Annotated in this window: 11 protein-coding genes; 2 read left to right on the top strand and 9 right to left on the bottom strand. The window is 45.6% G+C overall.

The window, feature by feature from the left end; translation table 11 throughout:
- The first annotated feature begins 66 nt into the window (after positions 1-66).
- Together tca_RS07520 and tca_RS07515 are read left to right on the top strand one after the other, a co-directional pair.
- Entirely contained in the window at positions 67-1,749 is a 1,683-nt protein-coding gene (locus tca_RS07520; protein WP_286708780.1) for a DUF128 domain-containing protein, read from the top strand.
- A gap of 45 nt (positions 1,750-1,794) precedes the next feature.
- Positions 1,795-2,079 carry a DUF2097 domain-containing protein gene (locus tag tca_RS07515; protein WP_286709247.1) on the top strand — a complete coding sequence of 95 codons (285 nt, stop codon included), beginning with the start codon at positions 1,795-1,797 and terminating at the stop codon, positions 2,077-2,079.
- Positions 2,080-2,112: 33 nt separating this feature from the next.
- Here the strand turns inward: tca_RS07515 and tca_RS07510 are convergent, their stop codons facing one another.
- The 9 genes from tca_RS07510 to tca_RS07470 form a co-directional block, all read right to left on the bottom strand.
- The gene (locus tag tca_RS07510) at positions 2,113-4,113 is read right to left on the bottom strand and encodes a molybdopterin-dependent oxidoreductase (protein ID WP_286708779.1); all 2,001 of its coding nucleotides are present in this window, start codon (positions 4,111-4,113) and stop codon (positions 2,113-2,115) included.
- A 234-nt stretch (positions 4,114-4,347) separates the two neighbouring features.
- Entirely contained in the window at positions 4,348-5,694 is a 1,347-nt protein-coding gene (locus tca_RS07505) for a nitrogenase component 1 (RefSeq protein WP_286708778.1), read from the bottom strand.
- Positions 5,687-7,123 carry a nitrogenase iron-molybdenum cofactor biosynthesis protein NifE gene (gene nifE / locus tca_RS07500; protein WP_286708777.1) on the bottom strand — a complete coding sequence of 479 codons (1,437 nt, stop codon included), beginning with the start codon at positions 7,121-7,123 and terminating at the stop codon, positions 5,687-5,689. The genes tca_RS07505 and nifE overlap by 8 nt, the downstream gene beginning before the upstream one ends.
- Complete coding sequence (locus tca_RS07495; RefSeq protein WP_286708776.1) at positions 7,092-8,471, bottom strand: nitrogenase component 1; 1,380 nt, start codon at positions 8,469-8,471, stop codon at positions 7,092-7,094. The genes nifE and tca_RS07495 overlap by 32 nt, the downstream gene beginning before the upstream one ends.
- Complete coding sequence (locus tca_RS07490) at positions 8,472-9,881, bottom strand: nitrogenase subunit alpha (protein WP_286708775.1); 1,410 nt, start codon at positions 9,879-9,881, stop codon at positions 8,472-8,474. It abuts the gene before it with no gap.
- A 36-nt stretch (positions 9,882-9,917) separates the two neighbouring features.
- A complete protein-coding gene (locus tca_RS07485) occupies positions 9,918-10,286 on the bottom strand; it encodes a P-II family nitrogen regulator (RefSeq protein ID WP_010877171.1) in 369 nt (122 codons plus the stop codon).
- 8 nt (positions 10,287-10,294) lie between these two features.
- The gene (locus tca_RS07480; protein ID WP_048061089.1) at positions 10,295-10,612 is read right to left on the bottom strand and encodes a P-II family nitrogen regulator; all 318 of its coding nucleotides are present in this window, start codon (positions 10,610-10,612) and stop codon (positions 10,295-10,297) included.
- Positions 10,613-10,621: 9 nt separating this feature from the next.
- Positions 10,622-11,449, bottom strand: a complete 828-nt coding sequence (gene nifH, locus tca_RS07475; RefSeq protein ID WP_048061088.1) for a nitrogenase iron protein — start codon at positions 11,447-11,449, stop codon at positions 10,622-10,624.
- A gap of 193 nt (positions 11,450-11,642) precedes the next feature.
- Complete coding sequence (locus tag tca_RS07470; RefSeq protein WP_286709246.1) at positions 11,643-12,944, bottom strand: formylmethanofuran dehydrogenase subunit B; 1,302 nt, start codon at positions 12,942-12,944, stop codon at positions 11,643-11,645.
- Position 12,945 lies beyond the last annotated feature (1 nt).

Below are 12,945 nucleotides of genomic sequence, written 5' to 3'. Positions count from 1 at the left end.
AATTTACTTCCTTTTTTTCTTAACCTTTAAATAAACCCTCCCCCTACTTTTTATATGGTGTTTCTGATGGCTGATGAGACCAACCAGAAGATGATGGAGATTTTAAGGATCCTTGCAGAGCATGATGATGTCCTCGGGGCAAAGATAATAGCATCCGAACTCAGGAAGAAAGGGTACAACCTCGGGGAACGGGCCGTCAGATACCACATGCGTATACTTGACGAAAAGGGCTTCACAGAAAGGGTTGGTTATGCTGGAAGGAAAATAACAGAGAAGGGGCTGCAGGAGATAAACCGTGGCCTCGTCTATGACCAGGTCGATTTCATATTCTCAAAGTTTGAGAGCATGATATACAATACAAGCTTCAACCCTGACACCCTCGAGGGGAAGGTTGTCGTTAACACGTCAAGGATATCCCCCCGGTCCATTGAGACCCTCAAACATGTTATGAGAAATGGGCTCTGCCTCAGCCCAAGGGTTAAGCTTGAAAGGGATGGTGATGGGTGCATAATAAGCACCATATGCGGGACAACCGTCGACGGTATCCTGCTCGCCAGTGGCATACCTGTCATACCCCAGTTCGGGGGCCTTGTGAGATTTGAGGACCATCAGCCAGTGAACTTCACAGAGCTCATAGCCTACAAGAAAACATCGATGACACCCCTGGAGGCCTTCACCTCAGAGAACATGACCTCGGTTCTCAGTGTCATTGAGGAGGGGGATGGGCTGGTACCGGCAAATCTCCGCCTCGTGCCAGGGACCGGAAGGGAGGACGCCGTGAAAATTCTGAGGAAACTTGAGGGAATCGGGATATCAGGGGTGCTCAAGGTTGGAGAACCCGGAGAGGACGTCCTGGGTGTCCCGGTTGCAGATGGAATGGTGGGTGTTGCAATCATAGGAGGTATAACTCCCCTCTGCGCCATCCAGGAGGCCGGCTACCGTGCAGAAATTAAACTGGCAGAGAACCTCATAGAATTCCAGAGCCTGAAGCCCCTTGTAAAGCCTGAGAGAAAGTTAATGATCTCTGCACCGGAAAGGGGTGTCAAGGTCCGCTTCCTCCTGTCAAAGGCCTGGAACCTCATAAACAGAGTGGATTTAAATCCAGAGGACCTTTCAGGAAAGGTTATAGCCAACATATCCCTCATAAGCAGGGATGATCTGGATTATGCCCTTGAGGTCATAGGTCAGGTCCTCAGTGAGAGGCCAGAATTCTCCACCCTCCCCATGATAGGAGTCACTGATGAGGGGGGCATGGCTGGAATTGCAACTGTATGCAGTCTCACACTGGATGGTGTACTGATAAAGAGCGGTATCATGTCCACACCAAAGTACGGGGGTCTGCTTGAGGCCGGCGGCAGGGAGCCCCGCTTTGTTGAGCTCACAGCCTACAGTGGTTCCTCCCTTGACCCCCATGAGATCTACGTATCAAAGAATATGACTGCGGTCCTTGAAGCCCTCAATGGACAGGGCAGGGTCCTTGCGAGTCTGAAGGAGGTCCCGTACCTTGCAAGGGACCATGCTGAGGGCCTGATTGAAGAACTCTCTGAAGCAGGGTTCAGTGTGCTCAAAATCGGCGCCCCCGGTGAGATACTGTACAATGCCCGCGTGGAGAAGTATCATGCAGGTATAGTCACACCCGGCGGCCTGAACCCCCTTGCAGCTGTCAGAGAGGCTGGTGTTGAGATAAGGATGAAGGCCATCGAGAGACTCATGGATCTCAGGGAATTCAGATATGTGGATGAAGTGTAAACCTTATTTTTATAAGCACCATAGGTGCATATAATCCAGTGGAAGGTGATCTCTTTGAAAAAGGAAAATAGAATAGCAACCTGTGACGAACTCTGCAGGTACATAAAGGAGGAGGTGAAGCCCGGGGATACCGTGAGACTATCCCTCGGCCGTGTGTATATACCTGGAAAGGTCGTCACCAACAACGCAGGGGTTCTGCAGATAAAGATCGACAGTGATATGATAAAGGGCCTTACAACAATTGATGTTGAGAAGCTGAAGGAGTACCTCATCGAACTTGAACATGAATGTGAAGGTGGGGTATGCCTGATCGAGGCAGTTGATGAATGAGGTGATACTGTGAATGCAGCCATTCAGATAGTTTCACTCATAGTGGCGGGATTTATACTTGTGAGTCTCATGGCACATTTCATGAACAGAAACGCCGCCTGAAACTTTTTTTAATTTTATTCTGGTTTCGTTGTAAGCTGTTCCATGACCCATAATTGTCTCTCTATCCTCAATGACAGTATTTATACAGCCTCCCTTTGATAACCATGTCCCCCTGAATGAAAGGGCGCATAGTGGATGGACATCCTCGCTGGAACGTACAATCACACAACTCTTTCCTGCATTTGATTCCGCGACTGAAATCTCTCCATCCTTAAAACCAAGTTGTGAAAGCGTTCCAGGGTTTAGGTAAATTTCTACAAGACCTTTATGAAAGGTAGGCTCAACGGAACCTACCCACTGTGGTGACATGACGGTTAAAAGCCTTATGGAATTTTCAGGGTGTGCCCCATCATGTTGCTCCATCTCGTAAGGCCTGTCCGATGGTAAATTGAACCTTCCATTTTCTGTATAGAATAAAGGCCCCTCAAATGGGACCGCAGGGAATCCCGGTGATCTGTATGGTTTTTCCAGTAGATCACAAATTTCTATTCCATGATAATCAAGAACCTTTGAAGCTATAATTTCAAGCCACTCCATCCTTGTTCCTTCCATATCAGCAAAACCCATGATCTCTGATAATCTCTGTAAAATCCAGAACTCGGAATGAGATTCACCCAATGGCTTGACTGCAGCGTTTACAGGAGACACGTAGGGGTGACCATAGCTTCCAACAAGGTCTGTTTCCTCCAGAAATGTTGTTGCGGGTAAAAATAGGTCGGCTGTATGTGCTGTATCATTCAAGAAGTGATCCACCATGACAACAAAATCAACTTCTCTTAGCGCATTTAGGGTCTGAATGGAGTTGGGTCCAAGGGTCACGGGATTACCTGCAGTTATAAATACACAGTTAACGGTTGGTGAATTCATATTCACTATTTCCCTTCCAAAAAGGGGCATTGACACCTTTCTACCATTTCCTGCCCCTTCAAGTGTAACAGATTCATCAAAGGCCCCATATTCATCAAAACCGCTGCTCACACCACCTCCACTCACACCTATATACCCTGATATGGCTGCAAGGGCATCTATGAATCTGCAGGCCATATATGAGTTGAAGTACCGCTGCAGACCCCAGCCAAGTATTATGCTGCTTGGCCCATCAGAGTATAGGTGTGCAAGCTTAGAGATTATTTTCAATGGAACCCCACTCAGCTCTGATAATTGATTTAAATTGAATTCATCAAGAATTGCTATATATGAATCAAAATTTTCCGCATGTTTCTCTATGAATCCAGAGTCATGAAGCTCTTCAGCCATGATAATCTTTGCCATTGCTATTGCAAGGTATAGGTCCTTCCCGGCTTCAATCTGACAGTGAATATCTGATTTCACTGCTGTTTGAGTCCTTATGGGATCGATTGTGATAACCCGTGTTCCATGTTTCTGGGCCCTCTTTATTATCCTCCAGAGATTAATGTCTGTGACGGCAGGGTTACGTCCCCATATGAATATGTTCCTGCTGTTAAGGTGATCTGACGGATCATGGGACAGTCTCCTCCCAAAGTCTTTTGATTGAGCTGCTATGGCTGCACCCCCGCATAGAGTTCCCCTGAGAGTTGTTGCTCCTATGAGATTGAAAAACCTCCTGTTGAGGAGTCTCAACGCTGTTCGTGCTCCAAAACCCTGATAATACACTATAGACTCAGCTCCGTGTTCATCCATGCACTCATTCAATTTATCAGAAATCACATGAAGTGCCTCATCCCAGGATATCGTTTTCCACTGCCTCCCATCCCTCTTCAACGGTTTTAATACCCTTCTATCAGAATAGAGCCTCCTTATATGATACCTCGCTGTATTTTTACATATAAATCCCCTTGTGTGTGGGTGAATACTGCTTCCTTCTATGGAATTGACCTTACCCCTGCTCACATTAACTGTAAGACCACATGAACCAGGGCAATCCCTTGTACATGTTGTCAGGACCTTCATTGATTTACATCCAGGTATTTAGTTAAATAATTGAACTATCTTCAGATCGGTTAAAGATTTCAGTACAGTACCTTGCCACATATACAGTCAGATTCATCTAATTTTATGAGTTGCACCACATTATCATTTTTTTTCAGCCTTATCTCATCGAATTTCCTTATTTAAGGAATATACTTATTAAATTCAATTTTTATAAGATTATCCACATCTACAGGTATTTTAACGTATTTCAAATCATCTGATGCAACAGCTCTCATCAGCGTCACTCACATCGGATATTTCATAACCCTCATCATAGTATCTTTCAATTATCAGGTTGGTGAGGGAATCAACAAATTCTATACCTCCACTGTAACCTGCAATTCTTATCCTCTGGGAACCAAGTCTATCATAAACCGGGAAGCCGACCCTCATGAGGGGTATTCCATTTTCTTCTGCCGCTCTACCGCAGTAAGAGTTCCCTATGAGAACATCAATGGGTTTTTCTGAAATATATGACTGTAAATCAAATATATCGGCGCCACTCATCGCCATACACTTGAAACCGTATTCCTTTTGAAGTTGGCTAATTTTCTCATTGAAATATATGCTCTCTGAACCTGTAAAAACGGCTGAAGGTGTCATTCCCATCTCAAGGACCATGGAAGTGATTGCCACTGCATATCCAGGGTCTGTAAAGATTGCAACATTCCTTCCATAGGTATACTGATGTGCATCAATCATGGCATCAATCAGGCGTCCCCTGTCCCTCATGAGGGACGGTGAAATACTTGCATCAAAGAGCTCCATTAACTTACCTATGAAACGATCGGTGTTTTCAAGACCTGCTGGGATCTCAAGACCGATATTTTTAATCCCATATCTACCTTCAAGTACCCGGCCGCCTTTACATCCTCCAAGACTTAGTGTTGCCATGGAGTTAGAGGCCCCCTCTATTTTACTTATGGGTGTTCCGTGCCGCGTTATGAAGTAGGGGTCTCCATTGAATGGTTCATCAAGGGATTCTGAGGTATCAGTTATCATGAGGAATTCCGTTCCCATACTCCTAAGAATACTCTTTAACTCATATGTGTCGGCTGGGCTCATGATGCCATTTATAACGTTAACCCTCTCTATCTGATCTGAGGGATCCCCTGCGATGGATCTGAGGATGGATGTGACTGCCATGTCATAGCCATCCACATGGGACCCTTTGAAGCCAGGTGTTGAAACCGGAATTATTCGGGATTCCGATCCCGCATCCCTGTAGATCCTCACAATCCTGTTGATGTCGTCCCCTATGGTCTCTGAAAGGCAACCTGAGATAACACCTATGACCTCCGGTTTGTAATTTTCCTCAACCGTTCTTATAGCCTTCAGAAGGTTTTTTTCTCCACCGTATACAACCGTTGCCTCGTTCAATGAGCTTGATGCAATATTAACTGGTTCCCTGAAATGCCTCGTTATCTGAAACCTCATATATGTACTGCATCCCTGCGAACCATGTATTAGTGGCATCGCTCCCCTGACTCCAAGGAAAGCCATGACGGCGCCAAGTGGCTGGCAGATCCTTCCGGGGTTTATTGTTATGTTTCTATTCATAACCGTACTCAACTCCGCAATTTAGAAAAGTTCTTGGTGCTGTCAGTTTCCATACTCTGCTGTTTACAGCCTTATCAACTTCCTCTGCAAAATTCAAAAATCCCCTGAAACATGAAAAGGGCTTTATCCTGTCATGATTAAATTCACAGAAAGGTATGCCAAGTTTGTATGAGAGGTATTTCTCTTTAGCTCCTGAGACAAAAAGATCTGGTCGATATTTATTCAACAACCTTGAAAGTTCAACTGGATTGGCGTCATCGAATAGTATGAGCTCTCTGCCAGATTTCTCCATTATTCGAAGGTAATCGTTGGGCAGACCATTCTGGGTTCCGCTCATGATAACCTCCATTCCCAGATCTTCAAATGCCCTTATGAGTGACCACGCCTTGTTACCTCCTACGTATATGGCCACCTTCTTTCCCTCAAGGGTATTCCTGTATCTGGCAACCTTCCTCTTTGTTTCCTCAACCATTCCAAGTACCCATTTCTCTGCTAATTCCAGTCCAAAGAACTCTGAAATTGAAATGAGGGAATCCATGGTTTCCCTCATACCAAAAAAATTGACGTTGATGTGTGGTGTTCCATACCTTTTTTCCATCTCCTCTGCGATGTATCCAGATGATTTGCTGCACTGTACAAGGTTAAGCTGGGCTTTGTGGGCGGCTGAAATCTCAGCCACGGTTGAATCACCGGTTATGGATGCAACAACCTTAACGCCCATTTTCTCAAGGAGCCTCTTTATCTCCCATAAATCCCCCGCCACATTGAATTCGCCCACAAGATTAACTGACCTTTCCCCTACTTCGGCATCTCCACGACCTATAACGTGATCAAGAAGGACATCACAGGCAAGCTGATGGCCTAAGGATTTATTGAAACTCCTAAAACCCTCAGACTGTACGGGTATTACCCATTTTCCCGTTTTATATTCTGCATTTCTGCATACGGCGGTGATATCATCGCCTATGACACCTGAAACACATGTGGAGTACACGAATATTGCTGATGGAGAGTAAATTTCGTCCACTTCAAGTATGCATTTGAGAAGTCTGTCCTCACCGCCAAAGACCACATCCTTCTCCTCAAGGTTCGTGGAGAATCCCGTCTTGTACAGATCTGACTTTGAACTTCTGCTGCCCCTTATATCCCATGTACATGCCGCGCATCCAACAGGTCCATGGACTATGTGAGCTGCATCTGTTATCGGCATAAGAACAACCCTTGCGCCTCCGTATACACATGATCTCTGAGTAACCATACCCGGTACTGATGCCTTATTGCAGCATGGACCTCCCCCTCCACTCCTTTTGAAGTGTCCTCTCCTTGAGGGGATGGTGTCGATTACCCTATCAACATGCCCCACCTGGAATTCAAGGTTACTTCCAGGAAATTCTTTATTATTGCTGGAGTTTCCAGTGCTGTGGTTCATAGTATTCTCTCAGTACTGTGTTTGTTATTCTGTTTAGAAGATTGACAGATCCACGGTAACCCACAACAGGAATCCTGTGATACCCAACTCTATCATATACAGGAAAGCCCATCCTTACAAGGGGTATTCCAAGATCCCTTGCTATAAGCCTTCCATCCGAATTCCCTATCATAAAGTCCACAGGTTCCTCTGTAAGTTCTCTTTCAAGTGCCCTCAGATCTGAGTTTATCATGACGTTTATCCTTTCATCTGCCTCAGATGCCACTCTTTTCATTCCCTCCCTGAAGACTTCATTATCGACACCGACACATGCATAGAGTGGTGTGATTCCAAGTTCACAGAGGAACCTTGACACACCCATTACCATGTCGGGATCCCCGTAAACAGCTGCTGTCCTTCCAAAGAGATATCTTGAGCTAATATCTGCCATTGAATCAATGAGGATGCCTCTTTCATCCAGAAGCTCTTCGCTCACATCTACTTCTGCTATTCTCACCAATGAACGGACGAAATCGTCTGTATTCCTGACACCAATGGGTATGTGGTGCTCCTTGGGAATATTGAAACGCTTTTTAAGTGTTTCTGATGCTTCATTTCCATACATTGACATTGAAAGTGTTCCTATACTGTTTGAGGATTCCTCTATATCAGAAACCACTGTTCCACCCTTAGGATAGAATGGCATTTTCTCTGTCTTTGATGGTCGTAGTGGTGAATCGAATGGATCCGAAGTGTCTGTGAGTATAATGGGGTCGACGTCCATCAACTCAAAGATGTGCCTTATCTCCCGTATATCACCCGGGTTAACAATACCTGGTATCAGGTTGATCCTCTCATTGCAGTCCCCCTCATCAACTGCAAGAGTATCTATAAACGATTTTATGGCATTTCCATATCCTCTTAAGTGATGTTCAACAAAGCTTGGTGTTGATATGCTAACCATCCTTGTTCTGAATCTTTCTCCAAGTTCTTCTCTTAATTCAGCCTCCGCAACCCTCAGGAATCCATCCACATCGTCACCAATTATCTCACTTGAACAGGTCGTTACAATTCCTACGAGTTCTGGCCTGAATCTCTTCACAAGATTTTTAACACCATCTATGAGGTTGCTCCTGCCTCCAAAAACCGCAGCATCCTCATGAAGCGATGTGACAGCTATTTCAGCAGGTTCACGGAAGTGCCTATTAAGACCATACCTCACAAAGGTGCTGCAACCCTGCGAACCATGGACTATCGGTAGACCCCTCCGTATGCCAAGGGTTGCGAACATTGCCCCGAATGGCTGACAGGTCACAAGAGGGTTTACCACAAGTTCCCTTGTTCTTTCCATCACATTTATTTCTGACATTCAATCACCTGCCTCAAATTCAAGGAGATCCCAGACAGGACTGTATATTGATGCATACATGTCCCTTGCGAGATTCAGGAACCCCTCAAAACCTATGTAAGGTCCGTTTTCGTAGGAATGGATGAGAACGCATGGTACACCAAGTTTATGGGCAAGATACTTCTCCTTTATACCTGAAAGGATGATATCTGGCCTGTATTTTTCAATGATTTCCTCAAGTTCCAGTGAGTTTGGATCATCAACTATCACCGTATTTTCTCTGACCCTTTTCTTGATTTTTTCATAGCCGTCTTCGTGTTCGAACATTGTTGAAACTGCAACTACCTCCATTCCAAGTTCATCCTCAAGGGGGCGTGGAAGGTGCCAGTTCTTAGGACCCCCTGAAAATACCCAGACCTTCTTACCAGCCAGTTTATTACGAAGATATTCAATTTCGGGGCCTATCTTCTCCATCCTATCCTTTATGACCTCCTCTGCCCTTTCAGGAATCCCAAAGTATTCCCCTATAGCCATGAGATTCCTCTTGCAGTATTCTATTCCAAAGAAATCAACCTTCATGTATGGAACATTGTAACGTTCCTCCAGAAGCCTTGCAATATATGTGGCTGAACGCTGACACCGGACCAGGCTAAGCTTAGCTCTGTGCATCCATTTTATTTCATCATGGCAGCAGTCTCCAGTGAATGTGCTGAGGACATTTATTCCCATCTCCTCGAAGTATCTCTTGAGAACCCAGAGGTCACCATCGATGTTGTACTCTCCTATGAGGTTTACATCATAGTCTGTTACTACCGGAGGCTCTGCAGTTCCCACAAGGTTCTCAAACAGTGTGTAGTTTGCAACCTGATGCCCCTTTGACTGTGTTGGACCCGCAAACCCGGGGGCATTTATTGCAACCACGTCCTTCCCTATTTCTTCTGAAACCTCCCTTGAAACGGCTTCAATATCATCTCCTATGAGACCGGTTGTGCATGTTGCATATGTGTAAACAGCATTTGCCTCTGGGAATTCTTTAGCAGCCTCGATGATGCATCTTTTGAGTTTATCCATACCCCCAAACACAACATCTGTCTCTGTGAGATTTGTGCCCGTTATATACTTCAAGTTGAAGTTTTCAATGGGAAAAAGGCTGCCATCAGGCATTTCCTGTGATGTGGGATACCTCTTTGTACCGTAGCCATATGCTGTGCATCCAACAGGGGAATGGATAACATGCAGAGCATCCTTTATTGCACCGGTTATGACACCCTTTGCACCCGCAAAGGCGCAGCCCCTCTCAGTCATGCAACCAGGGATTGTCTTTGTGTTACATGAGGGCAGATCCTCTTCGGGATCTTCCTTCCTCTTTATATAGACATGTTTTTTTCTCTCAGGTATTTCAGCGTCAACATCAAACAGTTTAAATGGCATTTAAATCATCCTTCAAGTAAGTCCATTCAATTCACTCTATTGAAGTGCCACATCCCCATTCTCGCCGGTTCTTATCCTTACAGCATCATCCACTGGGCATACAAAGATTTTACCATCCCCAATATTGCCTGTGTGGTTTACCTTCATTATGGCCTCCACAACCAGCTCCACGTCCCTGTCTTCAACCATGATGCTGATCATCCTCTTAGGAATATACCTCATTGTACCTCTCGACTCTTCAATACCCTCTGGAGGAAAGGGGATGTTAACATCGTCAATTATGGCCCTCTGATGCCCCCTTCCCAGGACTCTTCTGGCGTTCATGGCGGGAAACCCGAGAACTTCAAGGACATCCCTGGTCTTTTTCATTTTGTTTGACCTTATTATGGCTATTATCTCCTTCATTAAAACACCTAAAGACCCTCTTCCCTTGTCCTGATGGTATATGCACTTTCCACAGGACTTACAAAGATTTTACCATCCCCAATGTTACCTGTGAATGCTGTTTCATGGACAGTGTTTATGACCTTCTCTGCATCACTGTCATCCACAACTATGAGGAGCATGGTCTTTGGTAACTCCTCATAGTAGATCTCATCAAGGCGTATCCCCCTCTGTTTACCTCTCCCTGCAACATCCATTTTTGTTAGGGCTGGAAATCCAGCTTTATCGAGGGCATCAATCACCTCTTCAGACTTCTCTGGTCTTATTATGGCCCTTATCATCTTCATCTTTAACACCTAATCCATAACTCCGTATTTTACAACGAGTTCCTCCATTTCATCCATTGTCATTGGTTCAGGTATCACGAAGTCCTTGTTTTCAATTATTTTCCTTGCGAGTTCCCTGTACTCCTGGGACTGGTTACACTCTGGATCGAATTCTATGACCGATTTTTTGTTGAATTCAGCCTTCTGTACTATGTTGTCCCTTGGAACAAAGTGTATCATCTGTGTACCTATTCTTTCACAGAATTCTTCAAGAAGCTCTTTCTCCCCATCAACGTTTCTGCTGTTGCATATTATGCCCCCGAGACGCACTCCACTCTGCCTGGCATATTTAACCATCCCTTTACAGATGTTATTGGCTGCATAGAGTGCCATCATCTCCCCAGATGCCACTATGTATATCTCTTCCGCTTTCCCATCCCTAACAGGCATTGCAAAGCCCCCACATACAACATCACCCAGTACATCAAAAAATACAAAGTCCAGGTCCTTCTCATAGACTCCATGTCTTTCCATGAGGGTTATTGCAGTTATGACCCCTCTGCCAGCGCATCCTACGCCGGGTTCAGGACCTCCTGATTCAACACATTTTATTCCCCCAAAGCCTGTTTCAATAACCTTATCCGGTGTACATGCGACCTCTCCAAGTTCACGGAGGGTATCCATCATTGTTGTCTGCATTTTACCTCCAAGTATCAGGCGTGTGCTATCTGCCTTTGGGTCACATCCATGGATCATCACATTTTTACCATGGAAGTAGCTCATTGCAGCTGCAGTGTTTTGCTGTGTTGTGGATTTTCCGATTCCACCCTTTCCATATATCGCGATTTTTCTTACCATGCACCATTCACCATCTTCAACATTGCCGGAAGTATGCTTCTGCCTTCCGACAATTTCCAATTGTTGAAACATCTATTTAAATTTTTTGGTAAATGGTTAAAATAAAGAACAAAAAAGCAAAAACTGAACAGTTTTCATGAGAAGAAAATGGAAAAAAGAAAATGGAAAAAATAGAATTTATTTAGGATCGGACCTACTTAGAGGCCTTATACTCCCTTACCTTCTCAAGAAGTTTCTCGAGGATCTCCCTGTCTGAGAGGAGGTCTGTGTCAACGACCTTCTTCATCCTTATGGGGACACCCTCCATACGGTAGGCGGTACCCTCTGCCTCCATACCCACGATGGCCGGTGGAATTATGATATCAGCCATCTCGGTTGTTGGGGTCCTGTGGGGTTCAATGGCAATCACAGGGATTTCAGCCATCCTCTGAAGGGCCCTCTGCGGGAAGTGGGCTCCCGGGTCAGAGGCTATCACCATCATTGCATCGGCTTCCCTGTTCTGGAGAAGGTCGTTTGCACCTGTCTCACCAGGGTTGTACCTGGGTTCGCCCTCTGAGAAGTCAACACAGAAGGGGTATCCGCTCTCCCAGGTGCAGACCTGGTTGAACCCTGTAACGTTGTAGTGACCCCTCATGGGTATGAGTGTCCACTTGGCGTAGTCGTTGAGGTCCTGCACCATCATAATGGCTGTGTCGATGTTCCTGTGCTTACCCCTGCTGTGGGTTATACCCATACCGAAGAAGAGTATACCGAACTGTGCGTTTTTGAGTACCTCAACTGCCTCCTCGATCTGTTCCCTTGGAACACCTGCCACCTCATCGTAGAGTATCTCATGGCCAAGCAGGCATGCCCTCATTGCATCGAGGAGTTCATAGTCATGGTCAAAGTCGAGCTGCAGGTGTATGTCTGCAAGCTTTGCACTGTCAGTTTTCCTTGGATCCACCACTATGAGTGTCCTGTCTGATCTTCCCCTTTCCCTGAAGAATCCGCGGGCGAAGACGTTCCTTGACATGTGCCTGGGGTGGGCGTGCATCGGGTTGCATCCCCAGTATACCACAACATCTGCCCTGTTTTTAACCTCACCGAAGGTACAGATTGGGTAACCCACGTCCTGGAGGGCGAGGACTGATGGTCCATGACATACTGATGCTGTGTTGTCGATTACTGCACCGGCCTCCTCTGCAAGTTCAACCCCGACGGCCTGTGCCTCGCACTCGGTACAGCTCCATCCATACATCAATGGCCTTTTTGATTCTGCAAGAATCTTTGCTGCCTTGTCTATGGCCTCGTCGTAGCTAACCTCGACGAATTCTCCGTTCTTTCTTATGAGTGGTTTGGTGTACCTCATTGCACCCTCTGCATGCACGAACTTACTGTGACCTATCCTGCATGCGTTGATGGTTCCAACGATCTCGTTGCCCTCAACCTTACATATGATGTCGTCACAGAGGGTTCCGCAGAAGGGGCAGACCACATTTTTCACATATTCCATGATA

Origin of the sequence: Methanothermobacter sp. EMTCatA1, assembly GCF_002356395.1 — an archaeon.
Taxonomy (GTDB): domain Archaea; phylum Methanobacteriota; class Methanobacteria; order Methanobacteriales; family Methanothermobacteraceae; genus Methanothermobacter; species Methanothermobacter thermautotrophicus.
Note: the sequence above shows the minus strand (reverse complement) of the source record. Positions and strands in the feature narration are given on the sequence as shown.

Coding starts and splice junctions, on each gene's coding strand:
- tca_RS07490 (WP_286708775.1), bottom strand. CDS start 9,881: ATGCCATTTAAACTGTTTGATGTTGACGCTGAAATACCTGAGAGAAAA.
- tca_RS07485 (WP_010877171.1), bottom strand. CDS start 10,286: ATGAAGGAGATAATAGCCATAATAAGGTCAAACAAAATGAAAAAGACC.
- tca_RS07480 (WP_048061089.1), bottom strand. CDS start 10,612: ATGAAGATGATAAGGGCCATAATAAGACCAGAGAAGTCTGAAGAGGTG.
- nifE (WP_286708777.1), bottom strand. CDS start 7,123: ATGAACCACAGCACTGGAAACTCCAGCAATAATAAAGAATTTCCTGGA.
- tca_RS07520 (WP_286708780.1), top strand. CDS start 67: ATGGCTGATGAGACCAACCAGAAGATGATGGAGATTTTAAGGATCCTT.
- tca_RS07505 (WP_286708778.1), bottom strand. CDS start 5,694: ATGAATAGAAACATAACAATAAACCCCGGAAGGATCTGCCAGCCACTT.
- tca_RS07510 (WP_286708779.1), bottom strand. CDS start 4,113: ATGAAGGTCCTGACAACATGTACAAGGGATTGCCCTGGTTCATGTGGT.
- tca_RS07495 (WP_286708776.1), bottom strand. CDS start 8,471: ATGTCAGAAATAAATGTGATGGAAAGAACAAGGGAACTTGTGGTAAAC.
- nifH (WP_048061088.1), bottom strand. CDS start 11,449: ATGGTAAGAAAAATCGCGATATATGGAAAGGGTGGAATCGGAAAATCC.